Source organism: Cellulosimicrobium sp. AB352 (assembly GCF_049538415.1).
GTDB lineage: Bacteria > Actinomycetota > Actinomycetes > Actinomycetales > Cellulomonadaceae > Cellulosimicrobium > Cellulosimicrobium funkei.
The window spans coordinates 1-26,758 of sequence record NZ_JBMVFX010000033.1 but is presented as its reverse complement, the minus strand read 5'-3'; the positions used below and the strand labels follow the sequence as shown (position 1 = coordinate 26,758).

Sequence of the window (26,758 nt, the reverse complement as noted above, 5' to 3'; positions counted from 1 at the left end):
GCGGGCGGCGCCGTCAGCGCGGCGCGGTGACGAAGACGTCGAACAGCTCCGGGTGGTGGGCGTGCACCAGCACGGCGAACACCACGACGTCGAACAGCAGGTGGACGGCCACGACGTACGTGAGCGACTTGCTCCAGGAGAAGATCCAGCCCTGGACGAGCGCGAACGGCACGGTGAGCAGCGGGCCCCACTCGCGGTAGCCGAGCTCCCAGAGGAACGACACGAAGACCGTCGCCTGCAGCAGGTTCGCCGTCCACACCCCGAAGTGCTCGCGGTACAGCGCGAAGACCACGCACACGAAGAACAGCTCGTCCCAGATGCCCACCGCGTTGACGCCGACGAACAGGCGCGCGATCTCCGCGCCGCCCGTGATCGGCGGCCAGTTGAGGTACGCGCCCGACCCGATGAAGTAGAACGGCAGGATCAGGTAGCCCGCCACGACGACCACGACCAGGTACACGACCTGCCCCCGCGTCCAGCGGCGCCCCGTCGCGACGGGGAACGTGACGGCGTCCTCGCGGAAGACGAAGCGGGACAGCGCCCACGGGACGAGCACCGCGAGGGAGAGCACGACGGCGAAGCGCACCATGCCGGCGTCGGACAGGTCGGCCTTCAGCGAGATGGTCGAGATGATCCCCATCCCGACGCCGACCAGCGCGAGGTCGCGGCCGAGGCGCCGGTCCACGAGCAGCCCGAGCGCGACCCCGAGGACGAGCGGGACGTACCCGAGCGGGCGCGCGTGGACCGCGAAGAGCAGCACCGCGGAGCCGGACACGAGGACCGCGGCGAGCAGACGCAGGGGCGACCCGACCGCCCAGGGCGGGCGGGCGGCGTCGGGCAGCGGGCTGAGCGCGGGGGAGGTCACGCGCACACGGTGCCACGACCCGGGCGCCCGGGCGCGCGCCGCCGCGCCGGGACCGGGCCCCGACCATGCCGAGACCGGGCCGAGACCGGGCCGCTGCCGGGCCGCGCGGGTCCCCGGCGCTACAGCTCCTCGTGCACCGCCGGGTCCTGGCCGTTCGTGCGCCCGTCCGGCCGGGCGAGCCCCGTCAGGGCGTTCATCTCGTGCGTGGTCAGCTCGAACGAGAACACGTCGAGGTTCTCGCGCTGACGCTCCGGCGACGACGCCTTCGGCAGCGGCACGACGCCGAGCTGCACGTGCCAGCGCAGGATCGCCTGCACCGGGGAGACGCCGTGCGCGGCCGCGACCTGCGTGACGACCGGGTCACGGAGCAGGTCGTTCGCGCGACCGATCGGGCTCCACGCCTCCGTGACGACGCCGCGCTCCGCGTCCGCCGCGCGCTGGAGCGGCTGCGGGAAGTACGGGTGCAGCTCGACCTGGTTCACGACGGGCGTCACGCCCGTCGCCGCGATCACCGCGTCCAGGTGCTCAGGCAGGAAGTTCGAGACCCCGACGTGCCGGACCAGGCCCCGGTCGCGGCACTCCACGAGCGCCTCGTACGCCTCGACGTACCGGCCCACGCGCGGGTTGGGCCAGTGCACGAGGTACAGGTCGAGGTAGTCCAGGCCCGTGCGCAGCACCGACTCCTCGACCGTCCGGACGGCGTCGTCGTGCGCGTGGTGGCGCCCGGGGAGCTTCGACGTCACGAGCACGTCCTCGCGCGCGACGCCCGAGCGGCGCACCGCCGCACCCACGGCGCCCTCGTTCTCGTAGCTGAACGCGGAGTCGACGAGCCGGTACCCCGCGTCGATCGCGCGCGCGACGGCGTCCGCACCCTCCTCGCCCCGGAGCCGGTAGGTGCCGAGGCCGATCGCGGGGATCGTCGTGCCGTCCTGCGCCGCGAGGGTGGGGATCGTCATGGGCCCATCGTGCGGGCGACCCCGGCGGCCCCGCACCTCGGCGGGACGCGGCAGCGGGACGTCGCGCGGGCGAGATGCGAGAAGTGGCCCCTGGTCCGGCGGGACCAGGGGCCACTTCTCACCTCTCGGCGGGTGCTACGCGGCGCTCGGGAACGGGACCCCCGTGGTCGCGTGGCAGCGGTAGCCGTTCGGGTTCTTGTCGAGGTACTGCTGGTGGTAGTCCTCGGCGTAGTAGAACGGCCCGGCCTCTGCCGCGGGGCGCATCTCGGTCGTCACCGGGTCGTACCCCTTGGCCTCGAGCACCGCGGAGTAGCGCGCCGCCGTCTCACGGACGGCTCGCTCCTGCTCGGGCGTCGTCCAGTACACGGCGGACCGGTACTGGGTGCCGACGTCGTTGCCCTGGCGGTAGCCCTGCGTCGGGTCGTGGCGCTCCCAGAAGATCTTGAGCAGCTCCTCCTCGGAGACCTTCGTCGGGTCGTACGCGACGAGCGCCGTCTCGGTGTGGCCGGTGCGCGCGGTGCACGCCTCCTCGTAGGTGGGGTTCGGCGTCGTGCCGCCCATGTAGCCGACGGCGGTGCTCACCACTCCGGGGACCTGCCAGAAGATCTCCTCGGCGCCCCAGAAGCAGCCCATCGCCAGGTAGAGCACGCGCGTGCCCTCAGGCCACGGGCCGGTGATCGAGGTGCCGAGCACGGTGTGGGGACGCGGCGTCTGCAGCACGGGCGACTGGCGCCCGGGCAGCGCGTCCTCCGGGGCGATCATCGTCGTCTTGCCGGACGAGCCGAAGATCGCGTCGAAGATCGAGTTCATCGCTTACCTCCTGAGGTGCCCGGACGACCGGGGCGCTGGCCCACGACGCATCGTCCTGGCACGGGGTAGAACGCGGCGGGGGCGGTCGGTGTTCCGCGGACGTGCCGCGACCAAGGGGGTCGAGGGAGGCGTCCGGCCCGAGCCTCTCACGGGACGATCGAGTCGATGTACCCGCCGTCGACGCGCACCGCGGCGCCGGTCGTCGCCGACGCGAGCGGTGACGCGAGGTAGGCGACCATGTGCGCGATCTCCTCCGGCTCGATGAGGCGCTGGAGCAGCGACTGCGGGCGGTGCTCGCGCATGAACACGCGCTGCGCCTCGTCCCACGGCAGGTCGTCGCCGACGAGCTCGCGCGCGAACGCCTCCACCCCGCCCGTGTGCGTGGGCCCGGCGAGCACGCTGTTCACCGTGACGCCCGTGCCCGCCGCCTTGGCGAACCCGCGCGACACGCCGAGCAGCGCCGTCTTCGTCACGCCGTAGTGGATCATCTCGGCCGGGATCGCGACCGCCGAGTCGCTCCCGACGAACTGCACCCGGCCCCAGCCGCGCTCCGTCATCCCCGGCAGGTACGCGCGCGTGAGCCGCACGCCCGCGAGGACGTTCACCTCGAAGTAGCGGCGCCACGTGGCGTCGTCGATCGCGAGCGGGTCCGCGCTCGAGAAGATGCCGAGGTTGTTCACCAGCACGTCGACGTGCGGCACGGCGTCGAGCACGGCCGCCGTCCCCTCGTCGGTCGCGAGGTCCGCGGCCACGCCCAGCACGTCCGCCCCGGGCACGTGCTCGCGCACGTCGGCGGCGGCCCGCTGCGCCGTCTCCTCGGAGCGCCCGTTGACGACGACCGCCGCGCCGCACGCCGCGAGCGTGCGCGCGATCGCGAGCCCGATGCCCTGCGCCGAGCCGGTGACGAGCGCCCTCCTGCCGTCCAGGTCGATCCTCATGCGCGGGCTCCTTCCGGGTCGTCGGACGACGGTCGCCGCCCGCCTCCCTACCGTGCCCCGCGGCGGTCGCGGCCGCCACCGCCCCGCCGCCACCGCCCCGCCGCCGTCGCCATGGCCGCCCCCGCCATGGCCGCCGTCGAGCAGGTGGTCCTGGCTCGTCCGGGTAGCGGGACGGACCAGGACCGCCTGCTCGGCGCAGGGGGTGCGCCTAGGCTGGTCGGGTGACCACCTCGAGCGAGCACCCCGACTGGACCACCACCGGCTTCTCCACGCGTGCGATCCACGCGGGCCAGGACCCGGACGCGACGACCGGCGCCGTCGTGCCGCCGATCCACCAGGTCTCGACGTACAAGCAGGACGGCGTCGGCGGGCTGCGCGGCGGCTACGAGTACTCGCGCTCCGCGAACCCGACGCGCACCGCCCTGGAGGAGGCGCTCGCGGCCGCGGAGTCCGGCGGCCTGCGCCCCGACGGCGGCTCGCCCGCCGCGCGCGGGTTCGCCTTCGCGTCCGGCCTCGCCGCCGAGGACACGCTGCTGCGGGCCGTCGTGCGCCCCGGGGACCACGTGATCGTGCCCGACGACGCGTACGGCGGCACCTACCGCCTCATCGCCCGCGTGTTCGGGCCGTGGGGCGTCGAGCACACGCCCGTCGACCTCACGGACGTCGAGGCCGTGCGCGCCGCCGTGCGCCCCGAGACGCGCGTCGTCTGGGTCGAGACCCCGACGAACCCGCTGCTCGGAGTGAGCGACGTCGCGGCGCTCGCGGGCGTCGCGCACGACGCCGGGGCGCTGCTCGTCGTCGACAACACCTTCGCGACCCCCTACCTCCAGCAGCCGCTCGCGCTGGGGGCGGACGTCGTCGTGCACTCGACCACGAAGTACGTCGGGGGCCACAGCGACGTCGTCGGGGGAGCGCTCGTCGTGGCGACGGGCGCGCAGCTCCCCGGCGGGCTCTCGTCGCCCGCGGGCGGCACGGACGTCGCGGGGGCGGTGGGCTTCCACCAGAACGCGTCGGGCGCCGTCGCCGGACCGTTCGACGCGTGGCTCACGCTGCGCGGGCTCAAGACGCTCGCGGTGCGCATGGACCGCCACCAGGCGAACGCGGCCGCGGTCGCGGAGTTCCTCGACGCGCACCCGGCCGTGACCGAGGTGATCTACCCGGGCCTCGCGTCGCACCCGGGCCACGAGCTCGCGGCGCGCCAGATGTCCGGGTTCGGCGGCATGGTCTCGTTCCGCGTGGGCAGCGAGGCCAAGGCGCTCGACGTGTGCGCGCGCACGCGGGTCTTCACGCTCGCGGAGTCGCTGGGCGGGGTCGAGTCGCTCGTCGAGCACCCCGGCCGCATGACGCACGGCTCCGTCGCGGGCACGGCGCTCGAGGTCCCCGACGACCTCGTCCGGCTGTCCGTCGGCATCGAGGACGTCGAGGACCTCCTCGCCGACCTCGGGCAGGCGCTCGCCTGACGGGGAGATCCTGCGCACACCGCGCGGGCTCGCCGTGCGCAGGGGCGCGCGGCGGGGGCCGCTCCCCTAGGGTTGCGCTGTGAGCGCGCAGACGGACCAGCACCGCACCCCCGACCCGCTTCCTCCCGCGCGTCCCGGCGCAGCGGCCGTGCCCGACGCCGTGCGCTCGGCCGCCGCGTGGTCGTGGCGCCTGCTGCTCATCGGCGCGGCGATCGCGGCCGGGCTGTGGGTCGTGACGCAGCTCAAGGTGATCGTCGTGCCGATCGCGGTGGCGCTGCTGCTCACCGTGCTCCTCACGCCGGTCCAGCGGTTCTTCCGGCGGCACCTGCGCATGTCGCGCGGCCTCGCGTCGGGCGCCGCGCTCATCGCGCTCATCGTCGTGGTCGCGGGGCTCATCGCCATCGCGGGGCAGCAGATCGTCAGCGGCTTCCAGGACCTGCGCGACCAGGCCGTCGAGGGCTTCGAGCAGTTCACGAACTGGCTCGCCGACGGCCCCCTCGGCCTCGACTCCACCACGCTCTCGCACTGGCTCGACCAGGCGGGGACCGCGGTGTCCGAGAACCAGGACTCGATCGTCTCGGGCGCGCTGGGCGCGGCGACGACCATCGGCCACGTGCTCGCCGGGGCCCTCATCGCCCTGTTCTGCACGTTCTTCTTCCTGCTCGACGGCCGCTCGATCTGGTCGTGGGTCGTGGGGCTGCTCCCGCTGCGCGCCCGCGACCGCGTGCACCAGGCAGGCCGTCGCGGCATCGTGACGCTCGCCGCGTACACGCGCACCCAGATCCTCGTGGCGGCCGTCGACGCGGTCGGCATCGGCGTCGGCGCCGCGTTCTTCGTGCCGTCGCTCGCGCTGCCGCTCGGCATCCTCGTCTTCGTCGGGTCGTTCATCCCGATCGTCGGTGCCATCGTCACCGGGTCCATCGCGGTGCTCGTGGTGCTCGTCGCGCAGGGCTGGGTGCAGGCGCTCGTCATGCTCGGCATCGTGCTGCTCGTGCAGCAGATCGAGGGCCACATCCTCCAGCCCTTCCTCATGGGGCACGCGGTCTCGCTGCACCCCGTCGCCGTGCTGCTCGTCGTCGCGGCGGGCAGCTTCGCCGCAGGCATCGTCGGCGCGCTGTTCGCGGTCCCGATCGCCGCGGTGCTCAACACGGTGGTGCTCTACCTGCACGGCCACGACAAGTTCCCCGAGCTCGGCACCGACGACCGCGTCGTCGTGCGCGGCAGCCCGCAGCCGCCCGTCGTCGCGCGCGCCGAGTCCGACCTCGACGACACGGGCGCCCGCCGCCCCGGTCGCCGGGCGCACGACGCCGGCGGCTCGGCGGTCGTCGAGACGCAGGACGCCGGCGTCGCCGACGCACCGGGCGAGGGCACGCCGGGAGAGGCGCGGTGACCTCGGGTCCCGTGCCCGTCCCGCTCGACGACGTCCGCGACGCCGCCCGCCTGCTCGACGGCGTCGCGTACCGCACGCCGGTCCACACCACCCGGGCCATCAGCGAGGCGGCGGGCGTCCGCGTCCTGCTCAAGTGCGAGAACCTCCAGCGCGCGGGGTCGTTCAAGGTCCGCGGCGCCTACGTGCGCATGGCGCGCCTGAGCGCCGACGAGAAGGCGCGCGGCGTCGTCGCGGCGAGCGCGGGCAACCACGCGCAGGGCGTCGCGTTCGCCGCGGGACTGCTCGGCATCCGGGCCGTCGTGTACATGCCGGTCGACGCCGCGCTCCCCAAGGTCGCGGCGACGCGCCAGTACGGTGCCGAGGTCCGGCTCGTCGGCGCCGACGTGGACGAGACGCTCGCCGCCGCGCGCGCCGAGGCCGACCGCACGGGCGCCGTCTTCATCCACCCGTTCGACCACCCCGATGTCGTCGCGGGCCAGGCGACCATCGCGCTCGAGATCCTCGAGCAGGTGCCCGACGTCCGGACCGTCGTCGCCCCGCTCGGCGGCGGCGGGCTCGTCGCCGGGCTCGCCGCGGCGTTCGCGCAGGCCGCGCCGCACGTGCGCGTCATCGGGGTGCAGGCGGAGCGCGCCGCCGCCTACCCGGGCTCGCTCGCCGCAGGAGAGCCGACGACGGCCCGGCTCGCCGGGACGATGGCCGACGGCATCGCGGTCGGTACCCCGGGAGCGGTGCCGTTCGGGATCGTCGCGCACCACGGCGTCGAGGTGCGCACCGTGACCGAGGAGGAGATCTCCCGGTCGCTGCTCATGGTCGCCGAGCGCGCGAAGCTGCTCGTGGAACCCGCCGCCGCGACCGGCGTCGCGGCCCTCCTGTCGGGGACGGCCGCGGTCGACGCGGGCGCGGCGGACCCGGTCGAGGGACCGGTCGTCGTCGTGCTCTCCGGGGGCAACGTCGACCCGCTCGTGCTGCTGCGGGTCGTGCGGCACGGCCTCGCCGCCGCGGGCCGGTACATCCAGCTCCAGGTCCTGCTCGACGACCGCCCGGGCGCCCTCGCGCGCATGCTCGAGGCGATCGCGGCGAGGCGGGGAAACATCATGCACATCGACCACGACCGCACCGACGTGGGCCTCGCGATCGGCGAGGCGTGGGTGCGCATGCAGGTCGAGACCAAGGGCCCCGAGCACTGTGACGAGCTCGTCGCCCACCTGCGCTCCGCGGGCTACCGCGTCGAGCGCAGCGACGGCGGGTCGCCGCGGGTCTGACGAGACCCGAGAAGCGAGAAGTGGCCCCTCCGACACGTGTCGGAGGGGCCACTTCTCACGTCTCGCCCGGCGGCGTGCGGCCGCCGGGGGCGCGTCAGCCCTCGAAGGGCTTCGCGGCGGTGATCTTCACGGCGATCTCGTTGCCGTTCGGAGCGGTGTAGCTGGTCTCGTCGCCGACGGTCTTGCCGTCGATCGCGGCACCGAGCGGGGACGTCGGCGAGTACACGTCGAGGTCCGTCGTGCCGGCGATCTCGCGCGAGCCGAGGAGGAACGTCATCTCGTCGCCCGCGACGACGGCCGTGACGACCATGCCGGCCTCGACCTTGCCGTCGTCCGGCGGCGTGCCGATGCGCACGTTGCGCAGCTTCTCGGTGAGCTCGCGGATGCGGGCCTCGTTCTTGGCCTGCTCCTCGCGGGCGGCGTGGTAACCGCCGTTCTCCTTGAGGTCGCCCTCGTCACGGGCGGCGGCGATGCGCTCCGCGATCTCGGTGCGGCCCTCGCCGGACAGGTGGGCGAGCTCGGCCTGCAGCCTGTCGTGCGCCTCCTGGGTCAGCCAGGTGACGGTGGTGTCGGTCACGGTTCGCTCCTTCCTTTCCATGGTTCGACGGTCGCGCCGGGCACGGCCGTGCAGAGACGGGCAGCCGGGGCGCGTGCTCACGCGAGCGCCTGCCTGCCCGGGTCGGTGACGCTGCCCGGGTGGCAGCGCGGAGGACTGGTTCCCGCCGGACCGCCGGGTCGCCCGGTGGTCGGTCGCCTGTCACGAGCACCGGCCGCGGGCCGCACGCGGTCGGGTGCGGGAATCCCTCAGGATAGCAAAGCACGAGGTGCCGACGGCGCGGGGCGGGGCGGCCACGGCGCGGCTCGGGGCCGCGGCACGCCGCGTCGCGAGGGCCGGAGCCCCGACGGTGGAGTCCGGGAGCCGGGCGTCACGACGGTCCGGGGACTCGACGACCCGGCGGCAGGTTCGCGCGACGGTCGCGCGGCCGGGCGGCACGACGGCCGGGCCGCACGACGGCCGGGCGGCTCAGGGAGCCGGGCGGCAGGACTGGACGATCCCCGTCGTGGCGAGCTCCGACGTCGCGACGCTCACGGTGTAGCGAGACTCCGTGACCTCGACGGGACCGACCGTGACGTCGACCGTGCCGACCTGCGCGTAGCTCTCGGCGAGCGCGTCGAGGGTGCACGTCGCCGTCGTGCCGGGATCCATGTACACCTCGAACGTGACGTCCACGCGCTCCGGGCTGACGACGGTGTACCCGAAGTCCTTGAAGCGCACCGGCTCGTTCGCGTAGCGCAGCCCGATGACGAACGTGACGGCGAGCCCGACGACCGCGACGAGCACGATCCCGACGACCGCCAGGCGCCGACGCCGCTCGGTGGGCTCGGGCCCGTACCGGCCCGCCGGAGGGCGCAGGGGCGTGCTCGGGCTCGGCTGCGGGGCGGTGGTCTCGTTCGTCATGGTGCGGTCCCGTGGTCGGTGCCGCCGCGCCCGGTCGCTGGCCCGGCGGGTGCCGGCGGTGGTCGGCGGTTCGTCAGGTGTGGGCGCGGTGGTGGATCATGTCCTCGACCCATCTTCGCAGAGCCCCGGCCCTCGTCGTGCACCCACGGCGTCCTGTGCCGCGTCCCGGGCCGCGCGAGGAGACGTACGACGCACCCGGGAGGACCAGTGGCCGAACCCGCGGCCGGATCGACCACCCAGCGCGAGCAGCCGGAGACGCTCCGTCTCCTGGCCGTGCACGCGCATCCCGACGACGAGTCGAGCAAGGGCGCCGCGACGACGGCGCGCTACGCGGCCGAGGGCGTGGACGTGCTCGTCGCCACGTGCACCGGGGGCGAGCGCGGCGACATCCTCAACCCGAGCTTCGGCGAGGGCCCGGCGGACATCGAGGGCATGCGCGCCCTCCGCCGCGTCGAGATGGCCGCCGCGGCGCGCGCGCTCGGCGTCCGGCAGCAGTGGCTCGGGTTCGTCGACTCGGGGCTGCCCGAGGGGGACCCGCTGCCGCCGCTGCCCGAGGGCTCGTTCGGTCTCGTGCCGCTCGAGGAGGCGGCCGCGCCGCTGGTCGAGCTCGTGCGCGAGTTCCGTCCGCACGTCGTCACGACGTACGACCCGTCGGGCGGCTACCCGCACCCGGACCACGTCATGTGCCACCGCGTCGCGTTCGAGGCGTTCCACGCCGCGGGCGACCCGGAGCGCTACCGCCGGGAGGGCGGCGCGGCGCCCTGGTCGCCGCTCAAGCTGTACTACAACCACGACTTCTCGATGAACCGCATCCGCACGCTCCACGAGGCGATGCAGGGCGCGGGCCTGGAGTCGCCGTTCGGCGACTGGGTCGAGTCGCGGTCCGCGCGGGAGATCCCCGAGCGCGAGGTCACGACGCGCGTCCACGTGGCGCGCTACTACGCCCAGCGTGACGCGGCGCTCATCGCGCACGCGTCGCAGATCGACCCGGAAGGCTTCTTCTTCGCGATCCCGCGCGACCTCGAGGTCGACGTGTGGCCGTTCGAGGAGTTCGAGCTCGCGGAGTCGCGCGTCCCGACGGACCTGCCGGAGGACGACCTGTTCGCCGGCGTGCGGGAGCTCGTCGCGGGCGAGGAGGTGGCCTCGTGAGCGCGGCACCCTTCCTCGACGTGCCGACGCTCGCGGGCGGCCCGGGCTGGGCGGCGGACGTCGTCGCGGAGACCGCGACGCCGAGCCCGTCGGACGACCCGCTGCGCGAGGACCTGGACCCGAACGACGTGTCGCCCGGTCTCGCCGGGTTCCTCGCGATCTTCGCGGTGGCGCTCGCGACCGTGGCACTGTTCTTCGGGCTCTCGCGCCAGCTCCGCCGCATGCGGCACAACGCCGAGACCCAGGGGATCGGCCCGGACGGCCCGGTCGACGCGACCGCCCCGGAGACCCCCGCCGGCTCCGCGACCGCCGGCTCCGCGCCGGACGGCTCCGCGGCCGGCAGCGCCGCGCCCGACAGCTCCACGTCCGGCGGCACCCGCGACGGGCGCGGCCCGGACGAGAGCGGCCCGGAGCGGCAGGGCTGACCGTGGCGCCCGGCGCTCGCGTCACGATCGGGCAGCTCGAGGTCTCGGCCGACCACGCCGCGAACCTCGTGACCGTCGGCGCGGCGTTCCGGGAGGCGGCGCGCGTGCGCGCCGACCTGCTGGTGCTGCCGGAGTACGCCGCGGCGTTCGACCCGCGCGGCACCGGCGCGGAGCACGCGGAGCCGCTGGACGGGCCGTTCGTCGGCACGTTGCGCCGGCTCGCGCGCGAGCACGGTGTCGCGGTCGTGGCGGGGACCCTCGTGCCGGGCAGCGCGCCCGGCCGGGCGGTGAACGTCGTCGTGGCGGTGGATGCCGCGGGCGACCTCGTGGGCACGTACCGCAAGGTGCACCTCTACGACGCCTTCGGTCACCGCGAGTCGGACCGGCTCGACGCGGGGGACCCGGCCGCGCCCCCGCTCGTGCTGCGCGTCGGCGACCTGACGTTCGGCGTGATGACCTGCTACGACCTGCGCTTCCCGGAGAGCGCGCGGCGCCTCGTGGACGCGGGCGCCGACGTGCTGGTGGTGCCGGCCGCGTGGGCGGCGGGCGAGCTCAAGGCGGACCAGTGGCGCACCCTCGCGCGGGCCCGCGCGATCGAGAACACCGCCGTCGTGCTCGCCGTCGGCCAGGCGGGCCGGGGCGTGACCGGGCGCTCCCTGCTCGTCGGCCCCGACGGCCAGGTGGGGCTGGAGCTCGGCGAGCGCGCGGAGCTGCGCAGCGCGGACCTCGACCCGGCCGCGCTGGCCGCGGTGCGCGAGCGCAACCCGTCGCTCGCGAACCGGCGCTACGTCGTCGTCCCGAAGGACTGAGCCGGCGCGGGGCGCCCGGGTGGGCGCTCCTCGCGACGGGCGCTCAGCGCGCGGCGAGCGCCGCGATGAGGATCGCCGCGTAGTGGCACCCGTAGCCGACGACGGTGAGCACGTGGAAGATCTCGTGGAAGCCGAACCAGCGCGGGCTGGGGTTGGGCTTCTTGATGCCGTAGACGACGGCGCCCAGCGTGTAGGCGAGGCCGCCGACGGCGACGAGCCAGACGATCGCCGGGCCGTTCGTCGTCGTCCAGAACTGGGGCATGTAGCCCACCGCGACCCACCCGAGCGCGACGTAGATGGGCACGTACACCCACCGCGGGGCGTCGAGCCACAGGATCCGGGCGAGGAGGCCGAGCAGGGCCCCGCTCCACACGATCGCGAGCAGGATCGTCGCGGTCCGCTGGGGGAGCAGGAGCACGGCGAGGGGCGTGTAGGTGCCCGCGATGATGAGGAAGATGTTCGAGTGGTCGGCGCGGCGGAGCACGCCCGCGACGCGGGGCGACCACGTGCCGCGGTGGTAGACCGCGCTCGTGCCGAACAGCAGGCACGCGCTGAGGCCGAAGACGGCGCACGCGACCTTGCCCGCGACGGGTGGCGCGACGAGCACGAGGACGATGCTCGCGACGAGCGCGAGGGGGAACGTCCCCGCGTGGATCCAGCCGCGCAGGCGCGGCTTGACGACCTCGGCGACCTTCGCGACCGCGTCGCCCACGTTCTCGCGGACGGAGTCGAGCGCGTCGGTGCCGGGTGCGTGCGCCGGGCCCGGGTCGGCGGGCGGCGCGCTCGGGGTGCGGTCGCGGTCGGTCGGTCGGTCCACGACGTCTCCTCGGTGGTGTGTCCGTGCACGGAAGAGGCCGGCGCGGGGCTCCCACGCCAACCTACGCCATCGTAAGTTACGCCAACGTAGGTTCGCGACCGGTCCCCGCCTCGCGGTGTGAAGATCCTGGGCAGGGGCGCGCGGAGCGGTCCGGGCCCGCCGGACCGGGCACGGACGAGCGGTAGCGTGTGCGGGTTCGGCCCGAGCGCCCCGCACCGGGGCGCGCCCGCCGGGCGTCCCCGTCCGCCCATCGCCGAGGAACCAGCGTGCGCCTGCCCCGCCCCGTCTACGGACTCTACGAGCGTCGCCTCGCGGCGACCCTCTCGCGCGAGAGCGTCCCGCGCCACGTGGGGGTCATCCTCGACGGCAACCGGCGGTGGGCGCGCTCGTTCGGGGAGTCCACGGCGACCGGCCACCGCCGGGGTGCCGACAAGATCACGGAGTTCCTGGGCTGGAGCGAGGACCTCGGCGTCGAGGTCGTCACGCTGTGGATGCTCTCGACCGACAACCTGTCGCGGTCGCAGGAGGAGCTGTCGGCGCTGCTCGACATCATCGAGGACGCCGTGCGCGACCTCGCCGAGACGGGCCGCTGGCGCCTGCGGGTCATGGGTCGGCTCGACCTGCTGCCCGAGCGGCTCACGGCGGCGCTGCGCGACGCCCAGCAGCGCACGGCCGCCGTCGACGGCCTCCAGGTCAACGTCGCGATCGGCTACGGGGGGCGCCACGAGATCGCCGACGCCGTGCGGTCGTACCTGCGCGAGCAGGCCGCCGCGGGCGCGCGCCTGCAGGACCTCGCGGAGAACCTCGACGTCGAGCACATCGAGGAGCACCTCTACACCAAGGGCCAGCCGGACCCGGAGCTCGTCATCCGCACGTCGGGCGAGCAGCGCCTCGGCGGCTTCCTGCTGTGGCAGAGCGCGCACTCGGAGTTCTACTTCTGCGAGGCGTACTGGCCCGACTTCCGTCGCGTCGACTACCTGCGCGCGCTGCGCGCGTACTCGCAGCGCGAACGCCGGCTGGGCCGCTGATCGGTCACCCGGCGGGTAGGGTCGATGCGAATGCATCGACCGATCCGTCTGGGGGCGACATGACGCAGCAGCACGCCGACGACGCGGGCCCCGAGCCGGGCCCCGGGAGCGCGCGCCTCGCCGTCGAGACGTGGGAGTCCCTCTTCCGTGCCCAGGTCGCGATCATGCGGCGGCTGCAGTCCGACCCGGTGTGGGACGGCCTGACCCTGCGCGAGTACGACGTGCTGTTCTCGCTGACGAAGGGCCCCGAGGACGGGATGCGGCTGCGCGACCTCAACGCGTACATCCTGCTCAGCCAGCCCTCGCTGAGCCGCATGGTGGACCGGCTCGCGGCGCGCGGTCTCGTCGAGCGGGCGACCCCGCCGGACGACGCGCGGGGCACGCTCGTCCGGCTCACCCCGGCGGGTCGCGACCTCCAGCGCACGACCGGCCGCGCGCACGCCCGGGCCATCGCGACGTACGTGGGCGGCGCGCTCGACGACGCCGACCTCGCGACGCTCGGCGAGCTGCTCGAGCGGCTGCGCGCCGCGCAGCCGGACATCCCGGACGCCGCGCCGGGACGCGCGGCGGGCACCCCGGGCGCCTGAGCACTCGCTCACGGACGACGCGGGCTCCTCCCCGGGTGCCTCAGCACCGGCCCCGCACGCCCGGCGCTGTGGCGCGGAACACGTCCGGTCCGACCCTTCCGCTGCGGGCCGTCGCGCGTCGGCCTGCCTAGGATGCGAGCGTGTCCTCAACGCCGAGCACCACCCCGAACCCCGTCCCCGGGCCCCGCGCCGACGGCCCGCTGCGCGTCGTCGTCGCCCCCGACTCGTTCAAGGGCAGCCTGAGCGCCGCCGACGTCGCGCGCGCCGTCGCGACGGGCGTGCGCAGCGTCGTCCCCGACGCGGAGGTCGTCGAGCTCCCCATGGCCGACGGCGGCGAGGGCACGCTCGAGGCCCTGCTCGCCGTGTGGGGCGTCCCGGCCCGGGAGGTCTCCACGGTCGACGCGATCGGCCGTCCCCGCACCGCGCGCTACGGGGTCTCGGCCGACGGCCGCCTCGGCGTGGTCGAGCTCGCCGAGGCGAGCGGGCTGCCCCAGGTGAGCGACGTCGCGCTCCAGCCCCTGCACGCGCACACCCGCGGCACGGGCGCCGCGGCGGCCGCCGTGCTCGACGCGGGGGTCGACGAGGTGATCGTGTGCCTCGGCGGGTCGGCGTCCACCGACGGCGGCGCGGGCATCCTCACGGGTCTCGGCGCGCGGCTCCTCGACGCCGACGGCGCGCCCGTGCCCGACGGCGGGGAGGGCCTCGCGCGCGTCGCGCGGCTCGACCTGTCCGGCCTTCACCCACGGGCGCGCGAGGTCCGCTGGCGCCTCGCGGTCGACGTCACCAACCCCCTGCACGGCGAGCGGGGCGCGGCACACGTGTTCGGACCGCAGAAGGGCGCCCAGCCGGCGGACGTGGCGTTCCTCGACGACGCGCTGCGGCGCTGGGCGGGAGTCCTCGCGCAGGAGACCGGCGTCGAGGTGGCTGAGCTCGCGGGTGCGGGCGCCGCGGGCGGCGTGCCCTCGGGCATGGTCGGCGTCCTCGGCGCCGAGCTCGAGCCGGGCGCGCGCCTCGTCGCCGAGGCGGTCGGGCTGCCCGCTGCCATCCGCGCCGCCGACCTCGTCGTCACGGGCGAGGGGTCGTTCGACTCGCAGTCCGTCAACGGGAAGGTCGCGGACGCGATGGGCGCCCTCGCGGCGGAGGCACCGCACCGGCCTCCGGTCGTCGTGCTCGCGGGCCGGGTGCTGCTGCCCGCCCACCAGGCGCGCGAGGCCGGGATCGCCGCGGCGTTCAGCATCGCGCCCGGGCCCATCGCGCTCGACGAGCTGCTCGACCGCACGGCGTCCCGCCTCGTCGACCTCGCGGCGACCGTCACGAGCCTGCACGTCGCGTCGCGGCGCTGACCGGCGCGTCCCTCGCCGCTGCCCTCGGCCGGCTCCCGGGGGACGGTGCCGCCGTCAGCGCTTCGGCCAGGCCCACGCGGGCTGGTCGAGGAGCCCCTCGCGCCCGGCGACCGTCGTCTCGCCGAACGGTGACCGCACGAGCTCGACCTCCACGAGCTCGTCCGCGCCGGACAGGTCCGCCGGGCCCGACGCGGCCGCGTCGCGCAGCGCCTCGACGAGCGGCGGCGCGTGCGTGACGACCACGACCTGCGTCTCGCGGCCCGCCGCGTGCACGAGCGCGCCGAGCGCGGGCAGGAGGTCGGGGTGCAGGCTCGTCTCCGGCTCGTTGAGCACGAGGAGCTCGGGCGGTCGCGGCGAGAGCAGCGCGGCGACGAGGAACAGGTAGCGCAGCGTCCCGTCGCTGAGCTCGGCGCCGGTGAGCGGCCGGAGCAGCCCGTCCTGGTGGAAGGCGACCTCGAACCGGCCGTCGTCGGCGTGCACCGCGAGCCGGCTGCCGGGGAAGGCGCGGGCGACGGCGTCGTCCAGCTCGTCGCCGCGCCCCAGGTCGCGCACGGTCTCCAGCGCCGCGGCGAGGTCCGCGCCGTCGTGCGCAAGGACGGGCGTGCGGGTGCCGAGCTGCGGCGAGCGCGCCGGGGCGTCGGCGTCGGTGCGCAGCTGGTCGTAGAAGCGCCACGACCGCAGGCGCTCGCGCACCGCGACGACCTCCGGCGCGCCCACCGGGTCGACGAGCTCGGTGAGCACGCTGTCGAAGGGCCGCAGGCGTGCGGGCGAGGACTGCCAGCGGCCCGCGTCGTCGCGCACGCGGACGGCCGGTCCGCGCCGCTCGACCTGGAGCGTCGCGGGCCGCGGGACGGGCCCCGACCAGACGGTCTCGACCTTGATCTCCGGGTCGAGGGCGAACGCCGACCCCGGGTGCTGCGGCAGTCCGAGGTCCACCGCGTAGCCCAGGTCGTCCGGCGTGGCCCCCGCGAACCCGAGGCGCAGCGCGACGGGCGCCGTCCGGCGCATGCCCTGGACCGGGCCGCCCGCGCGCGCGGCCCGACCGCCCTGCTCGGGCCCGGCCCAGAGCGTCGACCGCAGGCCGCCCTCCCGGGCCACCGCGCCGACGGCGCCGCCGAGCGCGCACCCGGACAGCAGACGCAGCGCGCGGTACAGGCTCGACTTGCCCGTCCCGTTCGCCCCGGTCACGACCGTGAGCCGCCCGAGCGGCAGCACGAGGCTCCGCAGCGAGCGGTAGCCCTCCACCGCGATCGTCGCGAGCATCGGTCACCTCCCGCCCGGCACGCTACGCGCCGGGACCCACGCGGCGGCGTGGGCCCCGGCGCGGTGCGGGGCGAGGCGGCGTCGGGCCGCGTGGCGCGTCAGTCGGTGATCGCGAACGCGTCGATCTCGACGAGCATCTCCTCGCGCGGCAGACCCGTGAACACCGTGGTGCGGCTGGGGAGCACGCCCTTCGTGGTGTGCTGCGCGACGAACGCGCCGTACGCGTCGTTCATGATCGGGAAGTCCTCGCGCTTCGTGAGGTACACGCGGAGCATGACGACGTCGTCGAACGTGGCGCCGGACGCCTCGACGACGGCGCGCACGTTCTCGAGCGTGCGCGTGGTCTGCGCCGCGACGTCGCCGGGGTAGAGGTACTCGTTCGTCGCCGGGTCGACGGGCCCCTGGCCCGAGACCTGGACGAAAGGTCCCTTGCGCACGCCCTGGTGGAACGTGTGCGCGGGGGCCGGGGCGTCGGGGGTGGAGATCGCGGTCTTCTCGGTGGTCATGCGGGGTCCTCTCGGAGCGTCTGGGTGTCCGGGTCTCGTGCGGGGTCGTCGGGGTGGGTCAGAGGTCGATCGTCGCGAGGTCCACGACCTCGTCGCCCCGCACGACGGCGGCGACGCGCCACCGGTCGAACGTCGTGCAGGGGTGGGAGATGCCGAAGCCGACGACGTCGCCCGGGCGGACCTGGGCGGTGGCGGGACCGCCGACCTGCCCGCCGCCGACCTCGTCCGCGTCCAGCGCGAGGTAGAGGTGCTGGTCGTTGAGCGCGGTGACACGGGTGCCGGCGAGCTCGCGCGGGGCGAGCCAGCCGTCGTCGGACTGCGAGCGCAGCCAGAGCGCGACGGGCAGGTCGATGTCGAACGAGACGTCGCGCCGGCCGATGCCGCAGACCGCGAGCCCGGGCTCCGGGACGGAGAGCACCTGGCCCCAGACGGTCGCGGCGGCGCGCAGCGGCTCCGCGCCGGGGATGCGGCTCCACGGGTCGGTGCGCGAGTAGAAGCCGTGGTCGTGCGTCACGTACGCGCCCGAGCGCACGACGACGCGGACCTCGACCTCGCGCCCGTCCGGGCCGGGGACCGGGCCGGGCAGCCCGGCGAGCACGACGTCGAGGAACGAGCTGCCGCCCGCCGACAGCACGAGCGGCTCCTCGACGCCCGCGAGACCCTCGCGCACGAACGCGGCGCCGAGCGCGCGCAGCCCGTCGCACCAGGCGCCGACGGCGGCGAGCTCGTCGGCGGTCGTGCCGCCCGCGACCGAGCCCTCGTACCCCGTCGCGCCGAGCAGGCGCAGGCCCGACGCGCGGAGCGCGCGCGCGAGGTCGAGCGCCGCGGCGGTGCTGCGGACGCCGGTGCGCCCGCCGGGGACACCAAGCTCGACGAGCACGCCGAGGCGCGCGCGGACGGCCGTCGGGGCGTCGGCGAACCCGCGGGCGAGCAGGTCGACCCCGTGCGGCGAGTCGACGCACAGCCACACCTCGTCGTCGCCTCCCGCGGCCTCGGCGCGCGCCAGGTCGTCGCGCAGCGACGCGATCTCGCGCGGGTCGAGCAGCTCGTTGGCGAGCAGCACGCGCGGCACGCCCCAGTCGCGCACCGTGCGCAGCTGGGACGGCGTCGCGACCGTCGCGCCCCACGCCCCGGCCGCGGCCTGGCGCGCGTAGAGCGCGCGCGACATCGTCGTCTTCACGTGCGGCGCGTGCTCGACCCCGCGCTCGGCGCACACGCGCGCGACGGTGCCGACGTTGTGGTCGAGCGCCGCGTCGTCGAGCGTGAGCAGCGGCCAGGAGAACGCGTCGTCGGTGACGCGCGGCGAGCCCGCGAGCACGTCCGCGACGGTGGTCCCGGCCGGGAGCCGCAGCCCCTTGGTCCGGGGCCCGACGACGTCGCGCGCCCAGGGGCGGTCGGGTGCGGGCCGCGCGGCGTCGTGCGTCGTGCCGGTCATGGGGTCCTCCTCGGGGACGGGGCTCTCGTGGACGGGGGCAGGGCGCGGGTCACGCCGCCGGTGCGCCCGGACGCAGCGGGCGGCCCGGGAGCGCGTCGGTGAGCGCGCCGTCGCGCAGGACGCGCACGCCCGCGACCAGCACGTCGTCCACGCCCGACGCCGGGCGGCGCGGGTCCTCGTACGTCGCCTCGTCGCGTACGCGGTCGGGGTCGACGAGCGCGAGGTCCGCGACCGCCCCCGGGACGACCGTGCCGCGCCCGGCGAGCCCGAAGCGCGCGGCAGGCCGCGCGGACAGGTGCGTGACGGCGTCGTGCCACGTCCAGTCCCCGAGCGTACGCACGTGCTCGGCGAGGAAGCGCGCGAACGCGCCCCAGCCGCGCGGGTGCGGGCGGCCGCCGCCCCCGACCGGCGCGTAGATCGCGTCGGACCCGCCCACGTGCGCCCGGTGGCGCAGCAGGGCGCGGACGGACTCGGGGGAGTTCGTGGGCGGCTGGGCGAACACGCACGACGCGCGCAGCCGCGTCGCGACGAGCAGCCGCACCGCGGTCTCGGCGGGGGACAGCCCCAGGCGCGCGGCGACGTCGGGCAACGTCATGCCCTCGGTCCACGACAGGTCCTCGGCCGGGCCCGCCGCGGCCCCGGCGGCGGGGCCGGTCGGGACCGCGGCCATCGTCACGCGCGGCCACAGGTCGGCCAGGTGCGGGAAGTGCTCGCGGTGCAGGCGCTCGAGCACCGCCGGGTCGGCGAGCGCCGCGACGGTCGCGTCGACGTCCGCGATGGGGAGCCACGTCGGCAGCGACACCATGGACAGGATCGAGCAGCCGCGCAGGTACGGGTACGAGTCGAACGTGACGTCCAGGCCCGCGGCGTGCGCGTCGTCGACGTACCCCAGCAGCTCCGCGGCCGGGCCGTGGTAGTGCGAGACGTGGGTCGCGACCCCGGACGTGCGTGCGACGCGCACGAGCTCCGCGAAGGCCGGCCCGGCCCGGTCCTCGTAGCCGCGCATGTGCGACACGTGAGGAAGTCCTCGCGCCGCGAGCACGCGCGCGAGCGCGACGAGCTCGGTCTCGTCGGCGTACGTCGCGGGGACGTACTCCAGGCCGGTCGACAGGCCGAGCGCGCCGTCGTCGAGCGCAGACGCGAGCAGCGCGAGCATGCGGTCGGTCTCGGCGGGCGTCGCGGGGCGCGCGGCGGCGCCGAGCACCGCGTAGCGGAGCGTGCCGTGCGGGGCGAGGTAGCCCACGTTGACGCGCGTCGTGCCGTCGTACGTGGCGAGGAGGTCGGCGACGGACCCGCCGCGGAACGTCGGGTGCTCGCCGTTGATCGCCGCGAAGTACCCGCTCGCCCAGGCGGCGGCGTCGTGCAGGCCCGACGTCGCGGGCCCGCCGTCGGCGTCCGGGCGCGGCGAGGGTGCGTAGGACACCCCGTCCTGCCCGACGACGACGCTCGTCACGCCCTGGCGCAGCATCGCGAGCTGCACGTCGTCGTCGAGCACGGCGGCCTCTCCGTGCACGTGCGCGTCGACGAACCCGGGCAGCAGGAGGCGGCCGTCCGCGTCCAGCACGTCGGCGCCCGCCGGAGCGGTCGCGGCCGCGGGCGCGACGCCCTCGACCCGGCCCGCGCGCACGGTGACGTCGACGGGGGCGGAGGGGCCGCCGTCGGGCTCGACGAGGCGCGCCCCGCGCACCACGAGGGCGCTCATGCCGGGCCGCCCGCGTCCTCGTCGCGACCCTCGACCCAGCCGCCGACGCCGCGCAGGCCGCCCGCGGCGAGCTCCTCGGCGCGATCGCGCGGCCAGCCCGCGACCCCGGGCCGGGTCTGCCACGGGTGCGGCCCGTCGAGCGGCCGATACTCCACGCCGGCCGCGTCGAGGCGCGGCAGGTGGTGCGCGACGAGGCGCTCGTGGAACGCGCGGGCCGCGGGGGACCCGGGGGAGCGGTCGGCCTCGGGCGACCACATGACCTCGGCGAACGCTGCGAGGCGCGGGAACGCGGCGTAGTCGACGCGGCGCGCGGAGTCGAGGTGCTCGGACCAGAGCTCCGCCTGCCCGCCGAGCAGCGCGCCCGGCGCGGGAGCGGTGGCGGGACCGGCCGCCGTGCGGTCCGCGGCACCCGCGAGCTCGGCCGGCAGGGGCTCGAACGCGTACACGTCGTCGAGCGTGGTGAGGAACCCGACCGGCACGGGCTCGTCCGGGGTGTCGCCGCCGCGGTGGTCGAGGTACACGACCTGCTCGGGCGCCATGACGACGTCGTGGCCCGCCGCGAGCGCGTCCGCGCCCACGGCCCAGCCGCGCCACGACGTCACGACGACGTCGCGCGGGAGCGCGGGGCCGAACGCCTCGTCCCACACGACCGCCCGCCGACCGCGGGACGCGACGTGCTCGGCGAGCCGCGCGAGGAACCAGCCGTGCAGCCCGCCGACGTCGTCGAGCCCGAGCGCCTGCGCGCGCGCGACGATCGCGGGGTTCTCGCGCCACAGCGTCGTGGGCACCTCGTCACCGCCGATCGCGACGAACGGCGCGTCGAAGATCTCCAGCACCTCGTCGAGCACGTGCCGGAAGAACGTCAGCGACTCCTCCGACGGGTCGAGCACCTCGGTGCTCACGCCCCACGTCGTGCGGACCTCGTGCGGTCGCTTGCGCGTGCCGAGCTCCGGGTATGCGGCGACGGCGGCCTCCACGTGCCCCGGCGCGTCGATCTCCGGGACCACGGTGACGCCGCGCTCGCGCGCGTACGCGACGATCTCGCGCAGGTCGTCCTGCGTGTAGAAGCCGCCGTGCGGACGGCCGTCGGCGACGCCGGCGCGCCAGGTGCCGAGCCCGGACTCGCTCCGCCACGCACCCACCTCGGTGAGCCGGGGGTAGCGCGCGATCTCGACGCGCCACCCCTGGTCGTCCGTGAGGTGGAGCTGGAGCACGTTGAGCCGGTGCGCCGCGGCGAGGTCCACGAACCGCAGGACGTCGGCCTTCGGCAGGAAGTGGCGCGCGACGTCGAGCAGCACGCCGCGCCACGCGAACCGCGGGTGGTCGGTGATCGCGACGTGGGGGAGCGCGAGCGTGGAGCGACCGCCCGCGCCCGTCACGGCGGGAGCACGACGGAACGCGGCGGGGCCGGCGAGCTGGCGCAGGGTCTGGGCCGCGGCGTGCGCGCCGTCGAGGTCGGACGCACCGACCCGGACGCCGTCGTCGCCGACGACGAGGCGGTAGCCCGACGGCGGGAGGTCGTCGTCGACCGCGAAGACCACGGACGGGGTGCCGTCGGCGGGCGCGGCGCCCGCCGGGGCGGGCACGAGGTCGAGGCCGAACGCGTCCTCGGTGACGCGCCGCCACCAGCGCGCCGCGGGGCGCAGGGCGGGGTCCGCGACGACGGACGTCCCGTCCGCGACGACGGTCGTCCCGGCGCCGGGCTCGAGCGTCACCGGGGTGGGGAGGATCCCGGCGGGGTCCGCCGTGGACGAGGTGGGCACCTTTTGGAAGGACACCGAACGAGCCTATCGGGCCCGCGCCGTGTGGTCCTACCCGGCTGTGGACGGACGGACAGCGCTGCCGCAAACGTGCGTTGACCGCAGGGAGGATCGCGCAAGCCGCTTGCAGCCGGACGTATAGTCGACGGCATGTCGAGACGTCTGGCGGAGGTCGCCACCAAGGTCGGTGTCAGCGAGGCCACCGTGAGCCGCGTGCTCAACGGGAAGCCCGGCGTCTCGCAGGCCACGCGAGACGCGGTGCTCACGGCGCTCGACGTGCTCGGCTACGAGCGGCCGACCAAGCTGCGCGGGGAGCGCGGCCGCCTCGTGGGGCTCGTGCTCCCGGAGCTCGTCAACCCCATCTTCCCGGCGTTCGCCGAGGTCATCGGGGGCGCGCTCGCGCAGCAGGGGTTCACCCCGGTGCTGTGCACCCGCACGGCGGGCGGCGTGACGGAGGCCGAGTACATCGACCTGCTCCTGGGGCAGCACGTGTCGGGCGTGATCTTCGCGGGCGGCTTCTACGCCGAGCGCCAGGCCGACCACGCGCACTTCCGCCGGCTCGAGAAGCTCGGCCTGCCCGTCGTGCTGATGAACGCGTCCGTCGAGGACCTCGACTTCCCCCGCGTCTCGTGCGACGACCTCGTCGCCATGAACCAGGCGCTCGGCCACGTGCTGTCCCTCGGCCACGAGCGGGTCGGCCTGCTCCTCGGCCCGGCCGACCATGTGCCCTCCGAGCGCAAGCTCGCCGCCGCGCAGGCCTTCGCCGAGCGGCACGGCCACGCGCTGGACCCGGCGCTCGTCGTGCACAGCCAGTACTCGCTCGAGAGCGGTCAGGCCGCCGCGAACCGGCTCCTCGAGGCCGGCGCGACGGCGATCGTGTGCGCGAGCGACCCCCTCGCGCTCGGCGCGGTCCGCGCCGTCCGCCGCGCGGGGCTCGACGTGCCCGCCGACGTCTCCGTCGTCGGCTACGACGACTCGAACCTCATGAACTCGACGGACCCCGCGCTGACGACCGTGCGCCAGCCGATCGAGCCGATGGGCCGCGCGGCCGTCGACCTGCTCGCCGGCATGATCGCGGGCGCCGACGTCTCCCGCGACGAGCTGCTCTTCGAGCCGGAGCTCGTCGTGCGCGGCTCGACGGCCGCCGCGCGCCCGACGGGTCGTGACGCGACGGTCGCCTGACCGCACCCTCTTCCTCCTGGGCCCCGGCCCGGCCGCCTCGTGCGCGCCGGGCCGGGGCCCTCGTCGTCTGCCCTGCAGCGGGGCCGGTCTCGCCTCTGGCTGACCCCCGTCGCGGTCTGGACACGTCGAGATAGCTTTTCGATAACGCTGCTGTCAGGTTCTTGCGCGGATGATGTCGACTAGTTACTGTCATGCCCGACGGCGCGGTCGGCACCCGGTGCACGACGGCCGTCCCGGGACCATCCCGGGACCATCCCGGGACCAACCCGGACTGCATCGAACGTCGTGCGCCGACCTGACGGGGCGACCACCCCGACCACCCGGCCACGCACTCACGGAAGAGGACGCGGTGAGCAACGACCACCCCCGAGCCGCCGACGGCGCGCCCACCCCCGACGCGGCCCCCGCGGCGGCGGCACGGCCGGCGGCCTCGTCGCCCGACTGGTGGCGCAGCGCCGTGATCTACCAGGTGTACGTGCGCAGCTTCGCGGACGGCAACGGCGACGGGACGGGCGACCTCGCGGGCGTGCGCCAGCGCCTCGGCTACCTGCGCGACCTCGGCGTCGACGCGATCTGGTTCACCCCCTGGTACGTGTCCCCGCTCGCGGACGGCGGCTACGACGTCGCCGACTACCGCGCGATCGACCCGCAGTTCGGCACGCTCGCCGAGGCCGAGCAGCTCATCGCGGAGGCCCGCGCGCTCGGCATCCGCACGATCGTCGACGTCGTCCCGAACCACGTCTCGTCCGAGCACGAGTGGTTCCGCGCGGCCCTCGCGGCCGGCCCCGGCTCGCCCGAGCGCGAGCGCTTCTGGTTCCACCCGGGCCGGGGCGAGGACGGGTCGCAGGTCCCGACGCACTGGGTCTCGGAGTTCCAGGGCGGCACGTGGACGCGCACGACGAACCCCGACGGCACGCCCGGCGAGTGGTACCTCCACGTGTTCGCGCCCGAGCAGCCCGACCTCAACTGGGACCACCCCGACGTGCGCCGCGAGCACGAGGACATCCTGCGGTTCTGGTTCGACCGCGGCGCCGCGGGCATCCGCATCGACTCGGCGGCGCAGCTGGTCAAGGACCCGGCCCTGCCCGAGGTCCCGGACCACCCCGGCCCCGGCGAGCACCCGCACGTCGACCGCGACGAGCTCCACGACATCTATCGCGGCTGGCGCGCCGTCGCCGACGCGTACGACGAGCCGCGCGTGCTCGTGGGCGAGGTCTGGCTCGCGGACCGGGAGCGGTTCGCCCGGTACCTGCGCCCGGACGAGATGCACACGGCGTTCAACTTCGACTTCATGGCCCGCCCGTGGGACGCGAAGGCGCTGCGCGAGTCGGTCCAGACCACGCTCGACGCGCACGCGCCGGTCGCCGCCCCCGCGACCTGGGTCCTGTCCAACCACGACGTGACCCGACCCGTGACGCGCTACGGGCGCGAGGACAGCTCGTTCGCATTCGCCACCAAGCGGTTCGGCACGCCGACGGACCTGGCGACAGGGCGGCGTCGGGCCCGCGCGGCCGCGCTGCTCTCCGCCGCGCTGCCGGGCTCGCTGTACCTCTACCAGGGGGACGAGCTCGGGCTGCCCGAGGTGGAGGACCTCCCGCTCGACGCGATCCAGGACCCGATGCACGCGCGGTCCGGCGGCGTCGACCCGGGCCGCGACGGCTGCCGCGTCCCGCTCCCGTGGACGCGCGGCGGCACGAGCCACGGCTTCGGGCCCGACGGCGGGGCGGCGCCCTGGCTGCCCCAGCCGCACGGCTGGGGCGAGCTCTCCGTCGAGGCGCAGACCGGCGACGAGACCTCGGTGCTCACGCTCTACCGGCGCGTCCTCGCGACCCGCCGGGCCGAGCCCGCGCTCCGGGCCGGCGGGTTCCGCTGGCTCGACTCCCTCGGCGGGGTCGTGCTCGGCGACGACGTGCTCGCCTTCGCCCGCGAGGCTCCCGGCGACGGTGACGGCGACGGACGCGCGGTCGCGTGCGTCGTCAACCTCGGGCCCGACGACGTCCCGCTCCCCGCGGACGCCGAGGTCCTCCTGCGCAGCGACGCGCCCGGGAGCGTGTCCCGCGCGAGCGACGCGCCGGGCGCGGCGCGCCTGCCCACCGACACCGCCGTCTGGCTCCGGGCCTGACCGCGGCGACCGCCACGAGAACCCGGGCCGCGGGGCCCCGGCCCCCCGACCCGCACCCGCTACCCAGCACCCCGTAACCCACCCAGCACCACCGGAACCCAGGAGCGACGATGAAGTCCACACGTCAGGCGACCGCCCTCACCCTCGCGGGGGCGCTCGCGTTCAGCACGCTCGCCGCGTGCTCGAGCGGCGGCTCGGGCAGCGACGACGAGAGCAGCGGCTCGGGCGGCGACGGGAAGGTCACCCTCAAGGTGGTGTCCCTCCTGCCGGGCTCCGAGCAGGAGGCGATCGACGCCTTCAACGCGCAGGTCGAGGAGTTCGAGGCCGCGAACCCGGACATCGACGTGCAGCCGGAGGAGTACGAGTGGAAGGCGACGACGTTCGCCCCACAGCTCGCCGGCGGCACGCTGCCCGACGTCTTCGAGATCCCCTTCACCGACGCCAAGACGCTCGTCGAGAACGGTCAGCTCGCCGACCTCGACGAGCAGTTCCGGACCCTGCCGTACGCCGACAAGTTCAACCCGGCGATCCTCGAGGCCGGGACGGGCTCCGACGGCCACGTCTACGCGATCCCCGCGAAGAACGTGTACGGCGTGGGCCTGCACTACAACCGGGAGCTGTTCGAGTCCGCCGGCCTCGACCCCGACCAGCCGCCGACCACGTGGGACGAGGTCCGTGAGGACGCGAAGAAGATCGCGGACGCCAACCCGGGCGTGGCGGGCTACATGCAGATGTCGCAGAACAACACGGGCGGCTGGCAGCTCACGGTCAACACGTTCGCGCGCGGCGGCCGGACGCAGGAGGTCGCCGACGACGGCACCGCCACGTCGACGCTCACGAACGACGGCACCAAGGAAGCGCTCGAGTGGCTCCAGGCCATGCGCTGGGAGGACAACTCCCTCGGGAGCAACTTCCTCCTCGACTGGGGGACCATGAACCAGGCGTTCGCCGCGGGCCAGGTCGCCATGTACACGTCGGGCTCGGACGTCTTCACGTCGCTCGTCCAGACGAACGCGATCGACCCCGCCACCTACGGCCTCGCGGCGCTGCCGCTCGAGGGCGACGACGCGGGCGTCCTCACCGGCGGCACTCTCGCCGCGATGCCGGCGGACGTGGACGAGGCGAAGAAGGAGGCCGCGATCAAGTGGATCGACTTCTTCTACCTCGGCAAGCTCGTCGACGAGAAGCGCGCCGTCGCCGACGCCGAGACGCTCGTCGCGAACGACCAGCCCGTCGGCACCCCGGTCCTGCCGATGTTCTCCCCGGAGCAGTACCAGCAGAACCAGGAGTGGATCAAGGACTACATCAACGTCCCGCTCGACCAGATGACGAGCTACACGGACACGATGTTCGACCTGCCGCTCGTGGGTGAGCCGTCGCAGAAGACGCAGGAGATCTACGCCCTGCTCGACCCCGTCGTCCAGGCCGTCCTCACCGACGAGAACGCCGACGTGGACGCGCTGCTGGAGCAGGCGAACACCGAGGCGCAG

At 75.5% G+C, this 26,758-nt stretch carries 24 protein-coding genes; 12 read left to right on the top strand and 12 right to left on the bottom strand.

Annotated elements, in window-relative coordinates; translation table 11 throughout:
• Window positions 1-13: 13 nt before the first annotated feature.
• The 4 genes from ACPCUX_RS18000 to ACPCUX_RS17985 all read right to left on the bottom strand — a co-directional run bounded on the left by ACPCUX_RS18000 (window position 14) and on the right by ACPCUX_RS17985 (window position 3,569).
• Complete coding sequence (locus tag ACPCUX_RS18000) at window positions 14-841, bottom strand: CPBP family intramembrane glutamic endopeptidase (protein WP_034653394.1); 828 nt, start codon at window positions 839-841, stop codon at window positions 14-16.
• A 143-nt stretch (window positions 842-984) separates the two neighbouring features.
• A complete protein-coding gene (locus ACPCUX_RS17995) occupies window positions 985-1,821 on the bottom strand; it encodes an aldo/keto reductase (protein WP_423389320.1) in 837 nt (278 codons plus the stop codon).
• 135 nt (window positions 1,822-1,956) lie between these two features.
• Window positions 1,957-2,631: a peptide-methionine (S)-S-oxide reductase MsrA gene (gene msrA / locus ACPCUX_RS17990; protein ID WP_043655228.1), complete on the bottom strand. Its 675-nt coding sequence runs from the start codon at window positions 2,629-2,631 to the stop codon at window positions 1,957-1,959.
• Between the two features lie 146 nt (window positions 2,632-2,777).
• Window positions 2,778-3,569, bottom strand: a complete 792-nt coding sequence (locus ACPCUX_RS17985) for an SDR family NAD(P)-dependent oxidoreductase (protein ID WP_423389319.1) — start codon at window positions 3,567-3,569, stop codon at window positions 2,778-2,780.
• A gap of 221 nt (window positions 3,570-3,790) precedes the next feature.
• On the opposite strand from ACPCUX_RS17985, the gene ACPCUX_RS17980 reads away from it, so the two are divergent.
• The 3 genes from ACPCUX_RS17980 (at window position 3,791) to ilvA (ending at window position 7,681) form a co-directional block, all read left to right on the top strand.
• The gene (locus ACPCUX_RS17980; RefSeq protein ID WP_085387483.1) at window positions 3,791-5,029 is read left to right on the top strand and encodes a cystathionine gamma-synthase; all 1,239 of its coding nucleotides are present in this window, start codon (window positions 3,791-3,793) and stop codon (window positions 5,027-5,029) included.
• A 79-nt stretch (window positions 5,030-5,108) separates the two neighbouring features.
• The gene (locus ACPCUX_RS17975) at window positions 5,109-6,419 is read left to right on the top strand and encodes an AI-2E family transporter (RefSeq protein WP_423389318.1); all 1,311 of its coding nucleotides are present in this window, start codon (window positions 5,109-5,111) and stop codon (window positions 6,417-6,419) included.
• Window positions 6,416-7,681, top strand: coding sequence for a threonine ammonia-lyase (gene ilvA / locus ACPCUX_RS17970; protein ID WP_085387484.1), 1,266 nt, complete (start codon window positions 6,416-6,418; stop codon window positions 7,679-7,681). The genes ACPCUX_RS17975 and ilvA overlap by 4 nt, the downstream gene beginning before the upstream one ends.
• A 94-nt stretch (window positions 7,682-7,775) precedes the next feature.
• Here the strand turns inward: ilvA and greA are convergent, their stop codons facing one another.
• Window positions 7,776-8,258 (bottom strand): transcription elongation factor GreA, encoded by a 483-nt coding sequence (gene greA / locus ACPCUX_RS17965; protein WP_021483866.1) that lies wholly within the window; start codon window positions 8,256-8,258, stop codon window positions 7,776-7,778.
• A gap of 447 nt (window positions 8,259-8,705) precedes the next feature.
• A complete protein-coding gene (locus ACPCUX_RS17960; RefSeq protein ID WP_137281151.1) occupies window positions 8,706-9,140 on the bottom strand; it encodes a DUF4307 domain-containing protein in 435 nt (144 codons plus the stop codon).
• A 207-nt stretch (window positions 9,141-9,347) separates the two neighbouring features.
• Between ACPCUX_RS17960 and mca the strand changes: the two genes are divergently transcribed.
• Genes mca through ACPCUX_RS17945 form a run of 3 tightly spaced genes read left to right on the top strand, consistent with a single transcriptional unit; the run spans window position 9,348 to window position 11,523 of the window.
• Window positions 9,348-10,289: a mycothiol conjugate amidase Mca gene (gene mca, locus ACPCUX_RS17955; RefSeq protein WP_241005844.1), complete on the top strand. Its 942-nt coding sequence runs from the start codon at window positions 9,348-9,350 to the stop codon at window positions 10,287-10,289.
• Window positions 10,286-10,714 (top strand): hypothetical protein, encoded by a 429-nt coding sequence (locus ACPCUX_RS17950; RefSeq protein ID WP_170982175.1) that lies wholly within the window; start codon window positions 10,286-10,288, stop codon window positions 10,712-10,714. Before mca ends, ACPCUX_RS17950 begins: the two co-directional genes overlap by 4 nt.
• A gap of 2 nt (window positions 10,715-10,716) precedes the next feature.
• Window positions 10,717-11,523, top strand: coding sequence for a carbon-nitrogen hydrolase family protein (locus tag ACPCUX_RS17945; RefSeq protein WP_423389317.1), 807 nt, complete (start codon window positions 10,717-10,719; stop codon window positions 11,521-11,523).
• Between the two features lie 43 nt (window positions 11,524-11,566).
• On the opposite strand, the gene trhA is transcribed toward ACPCUX_RS17945, so the two are convergent.
• The gene (trhA, locus tag ACPCUX_RS17940) at window positions 11,567-12,340 is read right to left on the bottom strand and encodes a PAQR family membrane homeostasis protein TrhA (protein ID WP_085387487.1); all 774 of its coding nucleotides are present in this window, start codon (window positions 12,338-12,340) and stop codon (window positions 11,567-11,569) included.
• Window positions 12,341-12,606: 266 nt separating this feature from the next.
• Between trhA and ACPCUX_RS17935 the strand changes: the two genes are divergently transcribed.
• The 3 genes from ACPCUX_RS17935 (at window position 12,607) to ACPCUX_RS17925 (ending at window position 15,298) form a co-directional block, all read left to right on the top strand.
• Window positions 12,607-13,368, top strand: coding sequence for an isoprenyl transferase (locus ACPCUX_RS17935; protein ID WP_043655243.1), 762 nt, complete (start codon window positions 12,607-12,609; stop codon window positions 13,366-13,368).
• Window positions 13,369-13,427: 59 nt separating this feature from the next.
• Entirely contained in the window at window positions 13,428-13,955 is a 528-nt protein-coding gene (locus tag ACPCUX_RS17930) for a MarR family winged helix-turn-helix transcriptional regulator (RefSeq protein WP_051028196.1), read from the top strand.
• Between the two features lie 140 nt (window positions 13,956-14,095).
• Window positions 14,096-15,298, top strand: a complete 1,203-nt coding sequence (locus ACPCUX_RS17925; RefSeq protein ID WP_423389316.1) for a glycerate kinase — start codon at window positions 14,096-14,098, stop codon at window positions 15,296-15,298.
• A 54-nt stretch (window positions 15,299-15,352) separates the two neighbouring features.
• On the opposite strand, the gene ACPCUX_RS17920 is transcribed toward ACPCUX_RS17925, so the two are convergent.
• The 5 genes from ACPCUX_RS17920 to ACPCUX_RS17900 all read right to left on the bottom strand — a co-directional run bounded on the left by ACPCUX_RS17920 (window position 15,353) and on the right by ACPCUX_RS17900 (window position 21,982).
• Window positions 15,353-16,561 carry an AAA family ATPase gene (locus ACPCUX_RS17920; RefSeq protein ID WP_409141613.1) on the bottom strand — a complete coding sequence of 403 codons (1,209 nt, stop codon included), beginning with the start codon at window positions 16,559-16,561 and terminating at the stop codon, window positions 15,353-15,355.
• Between the two features lie 98 nt (window positions 16,562-16,659).
• On the bottom strand, window positions 16,660-17,067 hold the full coding sequence (locus ACPCUX_RS17915; RefSeq protein WP_209829521.1) for a RidA family protein: 408 nt from the start codon (window positions 17,065-17,067) through the stop codon (window positions 16,660-16,662).
• A 58-nt stretch (window positions 17,068-17,125) separates the two neighbouring features.
• Entirely contained in the window at window positions 17,126-18,502 is a 1,377-nt protein-coding gene (locus ACPCUX_RS17910) for an alanine racemase (protein ID WP_423389315.1), read from the bottom strand.
• Between the two features lie 49 nt (window positions 18,503-18,551).
• The gene (locus ACPCUX_RS17905) at window positions 18,552-20,204 is read right to left on the bottom strand and encodes an N-acyl-D-amino-acid deacylase family protein (protein ID WP_354807105.1); all 1,653 of its coding nucleotides are present in this window, start codon (window positions 20,202-20,204) and stop codon (window positions 18,552-18,554) included.
• Window positions 20,201-21,982, bottom strand: a complete 1,782-nt coding sequence (locus tag ACPCUX_RS17900; RefSeq protein WP_423389314.1) for a beta-N-acetylhexosaminidase — start codon at window positions 21,980-21,982, stop codon at window positions 20,201-20,203. The genes ACPCUX_RS17905 and ACPCUX_RS17900 overlap by 4 nt, the downstream gene beginning before the upstream one ends.
• Window positions 21,983-22,114: 132 nt before the next feature.
• On the opposite strand from ACPCUX_RS17900, the gene ACPCUX_RS17895 reads away from it, so the two are divergent.
• From ACPCUX_RS17895 to ACPCUX_RS17885, 3 genes are all read left to right on the top strand, one after another.
• Window positions 22,115-23,146, top strand: a complete 1,032-nt coding sequence (locus tag ACPCUX_RS17895) for a LacI family DNA-binding transcriptional regulator (protein WP_423389313.1) — start codon at window positions 22,115-22,117, stop codon at window positions 23,144-23,146.
• A 349-nt stretch (window positions 23,147-23,495) separates the two neighbouring features.
• The gene (locus ACPCUX_RS17890; RefSeq protein WP_423389312.1) at window positions 23,496-25,268 is read left to right on the top strand and encodes a glycoside hydrolase family 13 protein; all 1,773 of its coding nucleotides are present in this window, start codon (window positions 23,496-23,498) and stop codon (window positions 25,266-25,268) included.
• 110 nt (window positions 25,269-25,378) lie between these two features.
• The coding region (locus ACPCUX_RS17885) for an ABC transporter substrate-binding protein (RefSeq protein WP_423389311.1) at window positions 25,379-26,758 on the top strand (1,380 nt) is incomplete at its 3' end.

Excerpts from the sequence above, each read along its gene's own strand:
- ACPCUX_RS17995 (WP_423389320.1), bottom strand. The coding sequence starts at position 1,821 with ATGACGATCCCCACCCTCGCGGCGCAGGACGGCACGACGATCCCCGCG.
- msrA (WP_043655228.1), bottom strand. The coding sequence starts at position 2,631 with ATGAACTCGATCTTCGACGCGATCTTCGGCTCGTCCGGCAAGACGACG.
- ACPCUX_RS17985 (WP_423389319.1), bottom strand. The coding sequence starts at position 3,569 with ATGAGGATCGACCTGGACGGCAGGAGGGCGCTCGTCACCGGCTCGGCG.
- ACPCUX_RS17960 (WP_137281151.1), bottom strand. The coding sequence starts at position 9,140 with ATGACGAACGAGACCACCGCCCCGCAGCCGAGCCCGAGCACGCCCCTG.
- ACPCUX_RS17930 (WP_051028196.1), top strand. The coding sequence starts at position 13,428 with ATGACGCAGCAGCACGCCGACGACGCGGGCCCCGAGCCGGGCCCCGGG.
- ACPCUX_RS17920 (WP_409141613.1), bottom strand. The coding sequence starts at position 16,561 with ATGCTCGCGACGATCGCGGTGGAGGGCTACCGCTCGCTGCGGAGCCTC.
- ACPCUX_RS17915 (WP_209829521.1), bottom strand. The coding sequence starts at position 17,067 with ATGACCACCGAGAAGACCGCGATCTCCACCCCCGACGCCCCGGCCCCC.
- ACPCUX_RS17910 (WP_423389315.1), bottom strand. The coding sequence starts at position 18,502 with ATGACCGGCACGACGCACGACGCCGCGCGGCCCGCACCCGACCGCCCC.
- ACPCUX_RS17905 (WP_354807105.1), bottom strand. The coding sequence starts at position 20,204 with ATGAGCGCCCTCGTGGTGCGCGGGGCGCGCCTCGTCGAGCCCGACGGC.
- ACPCUX_RS17895 (WP_423389313.1), top strand. The coding sequence starts at position 22,115 with ATGTCGAGACGTCTGGCGGAGGTCGCCACCAAGGTCGGTGTCAGCGAG.